Raw genomic sequence first — 15,608 nt, forward strand, 5'->3', positions numbered from 1 at the left:
CGCGCGTAGCCCGGATGAGCGAAGCGATATCCGGGTTCACCACATCCGCCGCGTGAGACCCCGGATGTCGCTTCGCTCATCCGGGCTACGCGATCTCCACGACCAGCGCGGGATCAAAGGCCGGGTTCTCGCCGCCATAGCCGTGCGGGTTGCAGATCACGCGGGTGGCGCCGACCATGTAGTCCGATGGCGTGTGGATGTGGCCGTGGATCCAGAGTGCCGGCTGGGTGGCCAGGATCAGCGCCGAGAGATCGGAGGCAAAGGCGGCGGTGGTCAGGTCACGGCGATAGCGCTCGGCGACCGAGCCCCAGCCAGGGGCGTGGTGGGTGACGACGACGGTCGGGCCGTCGAACGGCGTCTCCAGCAGGCCCGTGAGCCAGGCGCGCGATGTCAGGTGCAGGCCGAGCGCCTCGCGCGGCGTGAACCGCAGCCACGGTTCGTCCCGCCAGGTGATGCAGCGATGGTCGGCCAACGCGTCGCCGCAGACGGCCATCGCCTCCGCCTCGCTGTCGGCGCCGAAGATCGCATAGTCGGTCCACAGCGTGCAGCCGGCAAAGCGCACGCCCGCGAGCACGACCGCCTCGTTCTCCAGGAGACTCACCCCGAACCGCGCCGCCTCGGCGCGCGCCAGCGTCAGCTCCTCGGGATAGGTGCGGTGATAGAACTCATGGTTGCCCATCACCATGACGATCGGCACGTCGTCAGCCACGATCGCGCGCAGCCGCGCAAACCCGTTCACCGCCCCCTCACAGACATCGCCGGCGACCACGACCACATCGGCCCCGGGTAGCGGCTCGATCGGTTTGATGTCGGCCACGTCGGCGTGGAGATCGGAGAAGATGTGGAGGTGCATGGGTTACAAATTTGGAAGGCGAGTGAAGCCAAACCGATAAAGTGTCAGGAGCTTTCGTTGATCGAGCTTCGCTTTGTCATCTCTACGAGGCGAGACAGCGACGATAGAGCCTTTGCGAGCGAAGGGCTTGCGCCTGTCTTAGCGGCTCGAGCCGGGTTCCAAGTATTCTGTGCGAAATCGATAATCCATGCGGCATACTCGGGCCCGATCGGGATTCCGGCTCCTTCTTCAGGAACCAGCCCATACCTCACGGACCGCCTTTTGGAATCTCGCGCGAGCTTGACTACAGTCAATTTTGGATCGCTTAGCTTTTCTGGGTCCTCAGCTACACGGCGCAGGGGAACTCCGAGCGCCTCCGCAAACGCGGTGCGGTCGGCCATGAGCCACACCTCCGCCTCACGGACAGCAACGCGGAAGCACATCAGCGAAGATTGTGAAGGTAATAGCGCGAGCCGCAGAGCGGGAGCGCAACTGGCGTCATTGTCAAGGTCTCTGATCGCTAGCCAAGGATAGTAGGTTGCTGCGGCGTTAAACTTAGGCAGATCTATAGCTAGTCTGGCCTTACCGCGACTTACACGCTCGATCCCAGGAATGCCGCCGCTCGCGCGAATGAGAGCTTGCGCGATGGCGGCATCGGTCACGCCCTCGACGAGATAGTTGATTTTAGGGTGCGACGGCATCGAATAGCGAAAGCTGTTCTACCCCTTTGGGACGAGCAAGTGGCATTGCCGCTTCACCGACAGACAGTCCGCTCTCAACCAGGGTACGGATCTCGGGATTATTCTTTGCAGTTTCGATGGTTGTGCCGTTTTCGCTTGGGATGAGCCTGTGCACCTCGTGCAGGCCAACGCCATCAGCGCCAACAAGGGCGTCTGAGTGGGTTGTCATGCACACCTGTCTTCCAGACAGACGTTGCATTCTCGCTATCATCGCGGGCAATTGACGGACTACATCGGGATGCAATGATAGCTCAGGCTCTTCAAGTAGTAGCGGTCCATCTTTCTCGCCCAGTGACCATAAGAAACCGATTAGGCGGAGTGTACCATCTGAGAATACCTCCTCAGTCTGATAGCTAGGATTTGGTCTCCAGTGTTTGAATCCTGCTTTAAGATGCGGGCGTCCTTCTTTATCGTGATCCAGCTTTAGGTCGACAAACTGGGGTACGGCAATCTTTAGCGCCTCCGCTACTCGACGAAGTCGGGCATCGCGAGTTCGGGGTGTTGCCTCGTTGATCCGTTTGAGAAGATCGCCGCCAAAAGGGTCTTCGTTGCGTTCTAAGGCTCTTCTTGGATCCCGAACAATCTGCGGCACAACGTGGAGGTAGCGAATTGACGTGAAAAATTCTACCAACTCACGAAACTCGGCTTGGTTCGTTGCCTGCTGAATGAGCGACTGGCTGAAGCGAAACGGATCTTGCGTATCTTTATCGCGGGCCTGATATTTGATGGATTTACCGCGCCTCTTGATCTCTTCCTCTTCGACCGTTGGAAATGGCTCGCGAGGGAACCGGTTGAACCGTAGCCGGTAAGACCAAAGAGACCTATTTTCGTCGTTGCCAATATCGACGTCGATCTCAACGAAATTAATTCTTCTCGCTTGAAGGCAGCGAACCGCAGTCAAGCCGTCTCGTAGTTCAAGCGCAGTGCTAAACCCACCAGCAATGGGCTTAACCAAGTCGCGGAGAAATCTGATCGCATCAAGAAGATTAGATTTTCCAGCTGCGTTTGGGCCAATAAAAAAAGCTCGCTTCGAAAGCATGACCTCCGCCGCCTGGAAGTTGCGCCAATTGGTCAGCTTCAATCGAGTAAGTCGAAGTCCGTGATGTTCAATCTTGGCCATTATGGTTTCACCGCCTGCGATCTTCGAGCGAAAACTAAGCTTTTCTCATGGCCCGAAGATCGCAGACGGTAGCACCTAGCGCTGCTTACGAACACCCCGTCGTGCTGCCGCACGTATCGCACTTCATACAGGTCCCATTCCGGACCAGCGTGAAATTCCCGCACTCCGAGCACATCTCGCCTTCGTAGCCCTTGGCCTTGGCTTCGGCGCGGCGTTCGGCCTTGGAGGCGGTTTGCGCGTTGGCGGTGCCGGCCTTGCTCCATTGCAGGGCCTCGAGCTTCTCGGTGGGCGAGAGGTCGTGCTGGGCCTCCTGCTTCAGGGCGACGGCGCCTTCGATGGCGTCGCCGGCGCGGGAGCCGGAGAGGGCGGTGACGCGGCCGGAGGGGCCGGCGTCATGCGGGGCGGAGACGGCGGTGGTCGCCGTGCCGCCGCGCATCACGACGAGGTTGTCGGTGCGGGAGCGGGTCAGGCCGCGCGACACGTACTTCGCGGCCTGCTGGCCCGGGCCGTCCTCCGCCATCTTGCCTTCGTCGACGCCGCGGCCGAGGGCGTCGAAATTGCTCTCGGAGGGGTCGACATGGGCGAGGTCGAAGCGCGACATGTAGCTGACGGCGAGCTCGCGGAACACGTAGTCGAGGATCGACGTCGCATATTTGATCGAGTCGTTGCCCTGGACGGGGCCGGCCGGCTCGAAGCGGGTGAAGGTGAAGGCGTCGACATACTCCTCCAGCGGCACGCCGTACTGGAGGCCCAGTGACACCGCGATGGCGAAGTTGTTGATGAAGGAGCGAAGTGCGGCGCCCTCCTTGTGCATGTCGATGAAGATCTCGCCGAGACGGCCGTCATCATACTCGCCGGTGCGCAAATACACCTTGTGGCCGCCGACGACCGCCTTCTGGGTGTAGCCCTTGCGGCGATCCGGCATCTTCTCGCGCTCGCGCATCACCACGATGCGCTCGACCAGCTTTTCGACGATCTTCTCCGAGACCTGGGTCGCGCGCGCCGCCATCGGCTTCTCGTAGAAGGACTCGACCGCATCGTCCTCGTCGTCATCATCGCTGATGAGCTGCGAGTTGAGCGGCTGCGACAGCTTCGAGCCGTCGCGGTAGAGCGCGTTGGCCTTCAGCGCGAGCTTCCAGGACAACAGATACGCCGCCTTGCAGTCCTCGACCGTGGCGTCGTTCGGCATGTTGATGGTCTTGGAGATCGCGCCCGAGATGAACGGCTGCGCCGCCGCCATCATGCGGATGTGGCTCTCGACCGAGAGATAGCGCTTGCCGATCTTGCCGCAGGGATTGGCGCAGTCGAACACCGCGTAGTGCTCGGCCTTCAGATGCGGGGCGCCCTCGACCGTCATCGCGCCGCAGATGTGCACGTTTGCGGCCTCGATCTCGCGCTTGGTGAAACCGATCGCGGCGAGCAGCTCGAAGGTCGGGGAGGCCAGCGCCTCGGCGGAGACGCCGAGCTGGTTGCGGATGAAGTCCTCGCCGAGCGTCCACTTGTTGAACACGAACTTGATGTCGAACGCGGTCGGCAAGGCCTTCTCGACCTTGGCGATGGCCTCGTCGGTGAAGCCCTTCGCCTTCAGCGTCGAGGCGTTGATGCCCGGCGCGTTGGACAGCGAGCCGTGACCGACGGCATAGGCCTCGATCTCGGCGATCTCGCTCTCGCGATAGCCGAGCGCGCGCAGCGCCTCGGGGACGGCGCGGTTGATGATCTTGAAGTAGCCGCCGCCGGCCAGCTTCTTGAACTTCACCAGCGCAAAATCAGGCTCGATGCCGGTGGTGTCGCAATCCATCACCAGGCCGATGGTGCCGGTCGGGGCGACCACCGTGACCTGGGCGTTGCGATAGCCGTTGGTCTCGCCGAGCGCGAGCGCGTCGTCCCAGGCCTGGATGGCGTGGCTGACGAGCGAGACCTGCGGGCAGTGGGCGTGGTCGAGCGGCACCGGAGCGACCGAGAGCGCCTCATAGCCGGTGGCTTCGCCGCGTGCGGCGCGGCGGTGGTTGCGGATCACGCGCAGCATGTGCGCGGCGTTCTTCTTGTAGCCGGGGAAGGCGCCGAGCTCGCCGGCCATCTCGGCCGAGGTCTTGTACGCAATGCCGGTCATGATCGCCGAGAGCGCACCGCACAGCGCGCGGCCTTCCTTGCTGTCATAGGACAGGCCCATGGTCATCAGCAGGCCGCCGATATTGGCGTAGCCGAGGCCGAGCGTGCGGAACTCGTAGGACAGCTCGGCGATCGCCTTGGACGGGAACTGCGCCATCAGCACGGAGATCTCGAGCACGACCGTCCAGAGCCGGCAGAGATGCTCATAGGCGCCGACGTCGAAGTGCTTGGTCTGCGTGTTGTAGAACGTCAGCAGGTTGGCGGAGGCCAGGTTGCAGGCCGTGTCGTCCAGGAACATGTATTCCGAGCACGGATTGGACGCGCGGATGTCGCCGGACGCCTTGCAGGTGTGCCAGTCGTTCATCGTGGTGTTGAAGTGCAGGCCGGGATCGGCCGAGGCCCAGGCGGCGTGGCCGATCTTCTCCCAGAGGTCGCGCGCCTTCAGCGTCTTGACGACCTTCTTGTTGGTGCGGCCCACGAGAGTCCAGTCGCCGTCGGTCTCGACGGCGCGCAGGAAGTCGTCCTTCAGCGACACCGAATTGTTGGAGTTCTGCCCCGAAACGGTCAGGTAGGCTTCCGAATCCCAGTCCGTGTCGTAGATCGGGAAGTCGATGTCCTTGTAGCCCTGCCGGGCGAACTGGATGACCCGCTTGATGTAGTTGTCGGGCACCAGCGCGCGGCGCGCGAGCTTGATCTCGCGACGCAGGGCAGGGTTCTTCTCGGGGTCGAAGCAGTCGTCGCCGGAGCCCTCGCAATTGACGCAGGCCTTCATCACGGCCTTCAAATGCTTCTGGTTGATCTTGGAGCCGGTGACGAGGGCGGCGACCTTCTGCTCCTCCTTCACCTTCCAGTCGATATAGGCCTCGATATCCGGATGGTCGGCGTCGACCACGACCATCTTGGCGGCGCGGCGGGTGGTGCCGCCCGACTTGATGGCGCCGGCGGCGCGGTCGCCGATCTTGAGGAAGCTCATCAGGCCGGACGAGCGGCCGCCGCCCGACAGCCGCTCGCCTTCGCCGCGCAGCCGCGAGAAGTTGGAGCCGGTGCCGGAGCCGTATTTGAACAGGCGCGCCTCGCGCACCCAGAGGTCCATGATGCCGCCGTCATTGACGAGGTCGTCCTCGACGCCCTGGATGAAGCAGGCATGCGGCTGCGGGTGCTCGTAGGACGACTTCGACTTGGTCAGCTTGCCGGTCTTGTAGTCGACGTAATAATGGCCCTGGCCGGGGCCGTCGATGCCATAGGCCCAGTGCAGGCCGGTGTTGAACCATTGCGGCGAGTTCGGCGCGACCATCTGCTTGGCGAGCATGAAGCGCAGCTCGTCGTAGAACGCGACGGCGTCTTCCTCCGAGGAGAAGTAGTTGCCCTTCCAGCCCCAATAGGTCCAGCAGCCGGCCAGCCGATCGAACACCTGCTTGGCGGAACGCTCGCTGCCGTAGCGCTCGTTCTCCGGCAGCGCGGCCAGCGCCTCGGTGTCCGGCACCGAGCGCCACAGCCAGGACGGCACGGTCTCTTCCTCGACCTTCTTCAGGCGCGCGGCGACGCCCGCTTTCCGGAAATACTTCTGCGCCAGCACGTCGGAGGCGACCTGCGACCAGAACTCGGGCACCTCGACATTCTCGAGCCGGAACACCACCGAGCCGTCCGGATTCCTGATCTCGGACGTCGTCAGACGGAAGTCGATCCCCTGATAGGGTGACTGACCTTCGGTGGTGTTGCGCCGTTCAATCCGCATCGCGAGCCCCAATTGTTCTTGCCGGACCGCGTTTGGCGGCCGGGATCATTGCATCCAAAGGCGGTGGCTTGGGAGTCCCGTTTTCGGGAGCTTCGTCTGCCGCCGCAGTTCAACCGGTCGCCCGGTCCCGTCTCTCTTCAACGCCTCACGCGTGCCGTCCGGCTTCGTCGTCCTTCGCAGGGGAGCCCCCACATCTAGTGGGGTCTCCTGCTGCCATGCCGTCGCGGCCACCCCGCCGCGGGACAGACGACGAGCCGCACGCCGGGCCTGTTGGCCTTCTGGCGCGGTCGTCCTCAAACCCTTCTGGGAGGCGGCCGGCGGAACTTGAAACGCAACCAAGCGCCGAACCGGGCCGGAAGCTAGGACGACTCCGCTTCCCCCGTCAAGGACTAGTGGGGGTTCCCTAACCAAACACTAAATATGGGGGAAAGTGCGGGGATAACCAGCCGCATGCCGGTATCGTGATGGCCGTAACTATCGGCGAGTCCACGCGGATTCGAAACCGAAAAAATTTGCATCGCGCCCTGTCCACAGGGCTTCGTCCCGCTGTTCACAGGGGCAAATTTATTCGCCTGCGAACGGTGTGTTTTGCTTGCATCGGCGGGACTCACGGACGCCTGGGGGGACGCCGAGCGGGGCAGGCATGCCCTACCATCCCTGGTGTGCTCAGGAAATTGCCGGCAGTCTGGCGCTCCCACAGACGGCGCCGGTGATTCCATGACAGACAAGCCAGTGGCCAGCGGGCGCATCACGCCCGCCGGGCTGATGTTCCTCGCCATCACCTCGCTCGGCTGGGGCTTCAACTGGCCCGTCACCAAGCACCTGGTCGGCGTGCTGCCGCCCCTGACCCTGCGCGGCACCACCGGCGTGGTCGGCGCGGCGCTGCTGGCGCTGCTCGCGGTGGTCCGGAGCCAGAGCCTCGCCGTGCCCAGGGAGGTCTGGCCGCGGCTGATCCTCGCCGGGATGCTCAACGTGACCGCCTGGATGGTGCTGATGGGGCTGGCGCTGCTGTGGCTGCCGGCCGGCGAGGCCGCGCTGATCGCCTATACGATGCCGGTGTGGGCCTCGCTGCTGGCCTGGCCGATTCTCGGCGAGCGGCCGACGGCCCTGCGCGTGCTGGCGCTGGTGCTGGCCTTCGCCGGGCTCGCCTCGATCATGGGCAGCAACGGGCTCCATGCGAGCTACGACAAGCTGCCGGGCATCCTGATGGTGCTGGGCGGCGCGTTCGGCTTCGCGCTCGGCACGGTCATGGCCAAGAAGCTGCCGATCAAGCTGCCGCCGCTGTCGGCCGCCGCCTGGCAGATCGGCATCGGCTGCGTGCCGATCGTGCTGGTCGGCTTTGCGCTCGAGCATTCCGACTGGACAAGGCTCGACCAGCTCGATTGGGCGCTGATGTTCTACTCGACCGTGATCCAGTTCTGCGTCGCCTATGTCGCCTGGTTCGCGGCGCTGGCGCGGCTGCCGGCCTCGGTGGCGGCGATCGGCACCATGGCGGTGCCGGTGATCGGCGTCGTCGCCTCGGCGATCGCGCTGCGCGAGCCGCTCGGGGCCGGGCAGATCGCGGCGCTCGCCTTCACGCTGGGGGCGGTGGCGCTGGCGACGCGGGGCTGAGCGCGTCCGCCGGCGCAGCGTCGAGCGCGCGCCGCACCATCTGCGCCAGCTCGGCGCGGCGATAGGGCTTGGTCAGCAGCAGCGTGTCGGGCAGCAGCTGGCGGTTCTCGATGATCGCGTTGTCGGTGTAGCCGGAGGTGTAGAGCACCCGCAGGCCCTTGCGCCTCGCCACGATCGTATCGGCGAGCTGGCGGCCGCTGGTGCCGCCGGGCAGGATGACGTCGGTGAACAGCAGATCGAACGGCCGGTCCTGCGCGACGAGGCTCAGCGCCTCCGCGGCATGCGAGGCGACGAGGGTGGTGTAGCCGAGCCCCTGCAGCTGCGCGAGCACGAAGTCGCGCACCAGCGGGTCGTCCTCCACCACCAGGATCGTCTCGCTGCCGCGTGGCAGCACCTGCTCATGCTCCGGCTCCGCCGGCTGCAGCACCTGCGCCGCCGGCAGATAGAGCCGGATCGTGGTGCCGCTGTTCTCCTCGCTGTAGAGCTTGACGTGGCCGCCCGACTGCTTGACGAAGCCGTAGACCATGCTGAGCCCGAGGCCGGAGCCCTTGCCAGCATCCTTGGTGGTGAAGAACGGCTCGAACGCGCGGTCCCTGACCTCCGCCGGCATGCCGCTGCCGGTGTCGCTCACCGCGACCATGACATAGGCGCCGGGTGCGACACCGGGATTGGCCGCGGCATAGGCGTCGTCGAGTGACGTCCTGGTCGTCTCCAGCAGCAGCTTGCCGCCGTCCGGCATCGCATCGCGCGCGTTGATCGCGAGGTTCACCAGCGCGTTGGCGAGCTGGGCGGAGTCGACATGGGCGATCAGATCGCCGCCGGCGAGAATGGTCCTGATCTCGACCTGCTCGCCGAGCGTCGGCCGCAGCAGCTTGGCGATGTCCTCCACCGTGGCGTTGACGTCGATGTCGCGCGGGCGCAGCGGCTGCTTGCGGGCAAAGGCGAGGAGATGGCGGATCAGCTCGGTACAGCGATCGGTGGCCCTGCTGATCAGCAACGCGAGCTCGGCCGCCGCGGGCCGGTCGCGGACGGCATCGATCAGCATTTCGATCGATCCGGTGATGATCGTGAGCATGTTGTTGAAATCGTGCGCGACGCCGCCGGTGAGCTTGCCGATGGCGTCGAGCTTCTGCGCCTGCTGCAGCAGCCGCTCGATCTCGTGCACCTCGGTGACGTCATGATAGACCAGCGCCGCGCCGCTGATCGCGCCCTCGGCATTGCGCAGCGGCCGTCCGCTCACCATCAGCCGGAACTGCGGCCTTCCATCGGTCGGCTTGACGACGACCTCGCGGCGATCGAACGAAAGCCCGCGCAGCGCGCGTGCGATCGGCAGATCGGCGTCGGCGATGCGGGCGAGGGCATCGTTCTCGTAGAACTGGTTCGCGTCCAGCATCTCGGCGAAGGTCTTGCCGACGTCGGTTCCGAAGAAATGCCCGGCTGCCGGGTTCGACAGCATGATCGTGCCGTCGGGATCGACCACCAGCACGCCCTCAGCCATGGTCTTGAAGGTGGTCTCGAGGATCGCCGAGGAACGTCGCAGCTCGTCATAGGCGGCGGCGAGGTCGCCGCGCTGCTGCAGCGCCTGAGCCTCCAGAGAGGTGGCCGTGGCCTGGGACCGGCTGAGCGAAGAGCGCAAGGCCCGATCCGACTGATAGGCGCGGCGCACGAGACAGGCCGCGATCACCAGCAGCATGCCGACGCCCGCGAGATCGATCCCCAGCAGCCACGTTCCCGTGCGCCTGGAGGTCGCGGTGCGAATCGCCAGCAGCCGGCGTTCTTCGTTGGTGAACGACTCGAGCACCCCGCTGATCGTCGCCATCGCGGTCGGACCGGCTCCGCTGCCGGCGAGTGACTGGAGGCCGGCGCGGTCGCCCGCGGCATGGCGGCGAATGAGCTCGCCGGCGAGCGCGATCCGCCGCTGCACGTCCTCGTCGATCGCCTGCAGGCGCGCGGTCTGGGCCGGGTTGTCCTCCACCAGCGCCGTGAGGGCAGCCCAGGTCGAGGGAACCTGGCCGCTGGCGTCCTGGAACTCGGCCACGAACTTCTCGGCGCCTGACAGAGCAAAGCCCCGCGCGGCCGCTTCAGCCTGGCGCAGCAGCACGCGCAGCTCCGAGGACGTCTCCAGAACCTTCAGCGTGTGCTCGACCAGCGCGGTATCGTTCCGCGCCTTGATGTCCAGCGCCGTCGAGGCCGCGCCGATCGCCAGCAGAGTGCCAAGACCGAGGCCGATCGCAATACGCCGGCGGATCATGGTCAGGTTCCGATTGCGCCGGGTGCGCCTGGTCGCTCAATCAGCATCTTGGTGATGAAGGATTCTCAATTGCGGAGATCGACGTCCCCCCGGGAACAGTCTCGAGCCGGCCAAGTCATCGAGCGAAGCGAGCAGCATGCACGAATCTGAAACGGATGAGTTCGAAATACAACTAATCATATGTGTTGCGTAGCGTCCTGCCAATCGTCCGCTGCAGGTTCCATGGGGACAGGCGCGTGAAGATGCGAACCGTCTCGCGGTTCCCAGGGCTGAGCAGGAGGCGGAAGGGAATTAGTTCGCCAGGACCCGGCCGGGCGGCGACATCTCTCTGGAGACACCCGGATTGTGCAAGGCGAGACGGACCATCTGAGCGAGTTCCGATTTCCGGTACGGCTTGGTGAGCAGCAGCGCCGCCTGATCGATGCGGCCGTGCTCGATCATGGCATTGTCGGTATAGCCCGACGTGTACAGCACCTTCGTGCCCGGCCGCTGCCGGAGCGTCTCCTCGGCGAGCTCCTTGCCGTTGATGCCGCCGGGCATGATGACGTCGGTGAACAAGAGATCGAACGACTGCCCCGATTCGATCTTGGCCAGCGCCTCGACGCCGGTGGAGGCTGTGATGGTCTTGTAGCCGAGGCTCTGCAGCTGGGCGACGACGAAGTCCTGCACCAGCAGGTCGTCCTCGACGATGAAGATGGTCTCCTCGCCGCGCGGCGGCGGCGGCTCGGGCAGAGCCTGGAGCGCGGCCTGGTCCTTGGGGGCGGGAATATACAGGCGGATCGTGGTGCCCCGGCCTTCCTCGCTGTAGATCTTGATATGACCGCCGGACTGCTTGACGAATCCGTAGACCATGCTCAACCCGAGGCCCGATCCCTTGCCGGCTTCCTTGGTGGTGAAGAACGGCTCGAACGCACGATCGCGCACCTCGGGTGACATGCCGGTGCCGGTGTCACTGACGGCGACCATGACATACGAGCCTGGCGTGACGCCGGCATTGGCCACGGCGTAGGCGTCGTCGAGCTCGACCCGGCGCGATTCCAGCAGCAGCTTGCCGCCATTGGGCATCGCGTCGCGGGCGTTGATGGCCATGTTGACGAGCGAATTGGCGAGCTGCGCCGAGTCGATGTGGGCGATCAGCGTCTCCTCTTCGAGGATCGAGTTGATCTCGATCTGCTCGCCGAGGGTCGGGCGCAGCAGCTTGGCGATGTCCAGGATGGTGCTGTTGACGTCGCTGTCGCGCGGATGCAGCGGCTGCTTGCGGGCGAAGGCGAGGAGATGCCGGATCAGCTCGGTGCAGCGGTTGGCGGCCTGCCCGATCAGCGCGGCGGTGGCCGCAGCGGCCGGGCGGTCTCTCACCTCGTCGGCCAGCGTCTCGATCGTGCCGGTGATGATCGTCAGCATGTTGTTGAAGTCGTGCGCGACGCCGCCGGTGAGCTTGCCGATGGCGTCGAGCTTTTGCGCCTGCTGCAGCAGGCGCTCGGTCTCATGCGCCACGGTGATGTCGTGATAGACCATCGCCGCGCCGGTGATGCGTCCCGCGCCGTCGCGCAGCGGACGGCCACTGATCATCAGACGCAAGGTCTCGTCGCGGTCCGGCTGATGGATGATCAGCTCGCGGCGGTCGAACGACTCGCCGCGCAGTGCCCGCGGCGTCGGCAGGTCGTGCGCCGGGACCGGCGTCATGCCGTCACTCTCGTAGACGCGCAGGCGAGACCGCACCTCCGGGAGGTTCCGTCCCGGGCGATAGCCGAGCAGGCGCTCGACGGCGGGGTTCGAGAACACGACCGTATCGGCGGCGTCGATCACCAGCACGCCTTCGGCCATGCTGTTGAACGTGTTCTGCAGGATTTCCGCCGAGTGGCGCAGTTTTTCATGGGCCTCGACGAGGTCGAGATGCTGCTTTTCAGCGCGCTCGGCGAGCGAGATGGCCTCGGCTTCGGAGCGGAGCAGCGAGCTGCGCAGCGCCCGGTCTTCCAGATAAGCGTGACGGATCAGGTAGCCGGCGATGAGCAGGAGCAGCGCCAGTCCGCACAGGTCGATCGTGAGCAGCAGCGATCCCGTGGTCATCGAGGTGACCGAGCGCTGCGCCAGCAGGCCGCGCTGATCGGCGACGAAGCGGTCGAGATTCGCGGTGATCGTGCTCATCGTCGCCGGGCCTTCGCCCCGGCTACCGAGCGCCTGGAGGCCGGCCGTGTCGGACGCTGCGCGCAGCCGGATCAGCTCCGCGGAGATGTCGATCCTGTGGACGATCAGGGCTGCGGTCTCGCCGAGAAGCTGCGTCGGCGCCGGACTGTCGGCCACGGCGCGCTGCAGATCGGCGACGGCCGGCGGAATCTTGGCGGAGACGTCCTCGAACTCGGCCCGGAACGGGGCGGCTCCCGTCAGCGCGAAGCCGCGCGAGCTCGCTTCGACCTCGCTCAGCAGCAGGCGCAGCTCGGAGGTCTTCTGCAGGATGTTCAGCGACGATGTCACCCAGGCCGCATCGTGGCGCGACTTGACGTCCAGCGCAGCCGACGCCGCGCCGATGGCGAGCAGCGTTCCAAGACCGAGCCCCAGGGCAAGGCGCTGACGAATCATCTGCGTTTCTCAATCACCGAGTCGTGCCACCGGACGACCGGCGGATCACGGCGACGAGCCTCATGCATCCGGTGGCCGGTGCGGCTGCGTCGAAGGAACTGATGATATGTCGCAAGGCGCGCCTCCTTGTTCGAATTTTCTGGCGCGTTTGTGAGCGGCAGGCGCAAACGGCGGTTCGCAGCGTGTCTGCATGGCGCTGTTGTGCGCGATCCATGGGGCCATCAACAATCGGTCATCAACGGAAGTCGTTCGCTCGCCTCCGGTGTGCCGAGGGAGAATCAGAAGCTGATTTGATATTGGACCGGAACGTGCCGGACATCTGCACGCCTCGGGGCACACTTCTATAATTTCGTCGAGTTTAAGTCGTCAACGTGGCGCATCAGACACAGAATGGGCCGCAATGAGGCAGGGAACAATGCAGAAGGCGGCGAGGGAACACCCTCGCCGCCTCTGTGCTTGCGTCACGACTAATAAGAAGAGGTCTCAGGGGCAGGGATGACGAAGGCCGTCATAGCCCAGATAGGTACCTGATGCCGGATCGTAGGAGCGATAGCGCCGCACGCAATAGCTCGGATCCACGCCTTCGGTTCCGACGACCGCGACCGGCGCCGAGTCATCGTAGTAGGAGTAGTCGTTGTAGTAGTCGGGACCGTAATAGTACGGATCATTGTAGTAGGCGTAGCTGCTGCCCAGGCCGATCCCGACACCCACGCCGACGCCCGGCCAGAAGCCGCCGCCGCGGTGATGCCAGCCACCATGGCCGCCCCGCCAGCCGCCACCGTTCCAGTTGCCGCCGCCGCCGTTCCAGCCGCCGCGTCCCGCGCCATTGTTGACCGCGACGTTGGCGCCAGCAATCGGGCCGCGCCCGGCGAATGACGCTCCGCCGCCGCCCATCGGACCGCGCCCGGCAAAGCCGCCACCCATGCCACCGCCGCCCGGTCCGCCGATGTGGCCGCCGAAGTGGCCGCCGCCCATGCCACCGCCACCGATGGCGGCCCCGCCGCCGACCGCCGCACCACCGCCGACCGCGGCGCCGGCGCGTCCGCCACCGCCCGGTCCTTGGGCGAAGCTTGTGGTTGCTGTCGCAAGTGGCAGAATCAGCGCCACTGCCGCGGCAGCGCTCAATGTCTTCAATCTGGTCATCGATTCGCTCCATCAGGGGAAAGTGACCTAACCGCAGCCGGGGGATGTCGTTCCCCCCCTGGGGATGTCGATCCCCGCGGCGAAGCGGTGCATGGTCGCGGGTGCGGGCGGTGCAACACTGGACAAGTCGCCGATGGGGTGGCATCAGAGCCTTGATCTTCACAAATCCGGCCCCAGGCGCATGAAACAGTTCTTTCTGAAGCTCTTCACGTGGTGGAACGGCCAGACCTTCGGCACCCAGCTGTGGACGTGGCGGTTCGGCGAGCTGGTCGGACAGGACGCGCAGGGCAACCGCTACTACCGGACGGCCGGCGGCAAGATCGATCCGGTGCTGCATTTCGAGCGCCGCTGGGTGATCTACAACGGCCTCGCCGAGGCCAGCCGCATCCCGCCGGAATGGCACGGCTGGATTCATCACATGGTCGATGTGCCGCCGACGCAGGACGGCTACAAGCCGCGCGAATGGGAGAAGCCGCATCAGCCGAACCTGACGGGCACCGCGCTCGCCTATCGTCCGGCAGGCTCGACGCTGGCAAGCGGCCGCCGGCCGAAGGCGACCGGCGATTATCAGCCCTGGACGCCCGGCAGCTGATTCGATCGCTGCGATGACGATGATAGAGAGGCCGTCCGGGACCCCCGGGCGGCCTCTTTGCTCTGAAGCGGCGGCGCTCGCGCTAGGATCTGCTGCTGAGCATCGCCGCCGCGCGCTCCGCGGCCGCGATGCGCCGCTGCCGGAACGGCGCGATCCGCTCCAGCATGCGTGACAGCACCTCGGGCGGCGCCGTGTCGGGGGAGCCGGCCGAAAACGGTGGCGCCGGATTGTATTCGAGCCTCAGCTGAATGGCCTCCGCGGTCTGCCGATCGACCAATTGCGACACCAGGGTCAGCGCGAAGTCGATGCCCGCCGTGACGCCGCCGCCGGTGATGCGGTTGCGATCGATGCAGACGCGCTCGGTGCTGATGGTGGCGCCGAACAGCGGCAGACACTCGCGCGCGCTCCAATGGGTGGCGGCGCGATAGCCGTCGAGCAGGCCGGCGGCGCCCAGCGCGAGCGAGCCGGTACACACCGAGGTGATGTATTTGGCGCCCTCCGCCTGGCGGCGGATGAAGCCGATGACCTCGGCATCGTCGAGAATGGCGTCGACGCCGAAGCCGCCGGGGATGCAGATGACGTCCGCCTGCGGACAGTCCGCAAACGTCGTGGTCGGCAGCAGCGTCAGGACCGAGTCGGTCGGGATCGGCTCGATGCGCTTCCACACCAGATGCAGCGTCGCGCCGGGCACGCTGGAGAACACCTGCACCGGGCCGGTCAGGTCGAGCTGGGTGAGCTGTGGGAACAGCACGAGAGCGATGGAGAGCGGAGCGGCCATGGCAGTGTCTCACGGAAAATGGCGGGTTGACGCCTGCGATCCTGCATGATCCGTTGTTTGTCTTAAATGCCAAAGTTCCCTCGAATTCGGACGGGCTGCACGCGGAGCGTTCCAGCGCGG

At 65.4% G+C, this 15,608-nt stretch carries 9 protein-coding genes; 2 read left to right on the forward strand and 7 right to left on the reverse strand.

The window, feature by feature from the left end; all coding sequences use genetic code 11:
• Nucleotides 1–85: 85 nt before the first annotated feature.
• The 3 genes from BRAS3809_RS10045 to BRAS3809_RS10050 form a co-directional block, all read right to left on the reverse strand.
• On the reverse strand, nucleotides 86–853 hold the full coding sequence (locus tag BRAS3809_RS10045; protein ID WP_008961974.1) for a metallophosphoesterase: 768 nt from the start codon (nucleotides 851–853) through the stop codon (nucleotides 86–88).
• Nucleotides 854–1,516: 663 nt separating this feature from the next.
• Nucleotides 1,517–2,692 (reverse strand): AAA family ATPase, encoded by a 1,176-nt coding sequence (locus BRAS3809_RS34770; RefSeq protein ID WP_008961976.1) that lies wholly within the window; start codon nucleotides 2,690–2,692, stop codon nucleotides 1,517–1,519.
• Between the two features lie 85 nt (nucleotides 2,693–2,777).
• A complete protein-coding gene (locus BRAS3809_RS10050) occupies nucleotides 2,778–6,536 on the reverse strand; it encodes a vitamin B12-dependent ribonucleotide reductase (protein WP_008961977.1) in 3,759 nt (1,252 codons plus the stop codon).
• 717 nt (nucleotides 6,537–7,253) lie between these two features.
• On the opposite strand from BRAS3809_RS10050, the gene BRAS3809_RS10055 reads away from it, so the two are divergent.
• On the forward strand, nucleotides 7,254–8,147 hold the full coding sequence (locus BRAS3809_RS10055) for a DMT family transporter (RefSeq protein ID WP_008961978.1): 894 nt from the start codon (nucleotides 7,254–7,256) through the stop codon (nucleotides 8,145–8,147).
• On the opposite strand, the gene BRAS3809_RS10060 is transcribed toward BRAS3809_RS10055, so the two are convergent.
• The 3 genes from BRAS3809_RS10060 to BRAS3809_RS10070 all read right to left on the reverse strand — a co-directional run bounded on the left by BRAS3809_RS10060 (nucleotide 8,110) and on the right by BRAS3809_RS10070 (nucleotide 14,118).
• Nucleotides 8,110–10,398 (reverse strand): CHASE3 domain-containing protein, encoded by a 2,289-nt coding sequence (locus tag BRAS3809_RS10060; RefSeq protein ID WP_008961979.1) that lies wholly within the window; start codon nucleotides 10,396–10,398, stop codon nucleotides 8,110–8,112. The genes BRAS3809_RS10055 and BRAS3809_RS10060 overlap by 38 nt on opposite strands.
• A 291-nt stretch (nucleotides 10,399–10,689) precedes the next feature.
• Entirely contained in the window at nucleotides 10,690–12,975 is a 2,286-nt protein-coding gene (locus tag BRAS3809_RS10065) for a CHASE3 domain-containing protein (RefSeq protein ID WP_008961980.1), read from the reverse strand.
• A 483-nt stretch (nucleotides 12,976–13,458) separates the two neighbouring features.
• Nucleotides 13,459–14,118 (reverse strand): BA14K family protein, encoded by a 660-nt coding sequence (locus BRAS3809_RS10070; RefSeq protein ID WP_008961981.1) that lies wholly within the window; start codon nucleotides 14,116–14,118, stop codon nucleotides 13,459–13,461.
• A gap of 181 nt (nucleotides 14,119–14,299) precedes the next feature.
• Between BRAS3809_RS10070 and BRAS3809_RS10075 the strand changes: the two genes are divergently transcribed.
• On the forward strand, nucleotides 14,300–14,710 hold the full coding sequence (locus BRAS3809_RS10075; RefSeq protein WP_008961982.1) for an NADH:ubiquinone oxidoreductase subunit NDUFA12: 411 nt from the start codon (nucleotides 14,300–14,302) through the stop codon (nucleotides 14,708–14,710).
• An 82-nt stretch (nucleotides 14,711–14,792) separates the two neighbouring features.
• Here the strand turns inward: BRAS3809_RS10075 and BRAS3809_RS10080 are convergent, their stop codons facing one another.
• A complete protein-coding gene (locus BRAS3809_RS10080; protein WP_008961983.1) occupies nucleotides 14,793–15,488 on the reverse strand; it encodes a DJ-1/PfpI family protein in 696 nt (231 codons plus the stop codon).
• Between the last annotated feature and the right edge of the window lie 120 nt (nucleotides 15,489–15,608).

Source organism: Bradyrhizobium sp. STM 3809, assembly GCF_000239795.1.
Classification (GTDB): Bacteria; Pseudomonadota; Alphaproteobacteria; order Rhizobiales; family Xanthobacteraceae; genus Bradyrhizobium.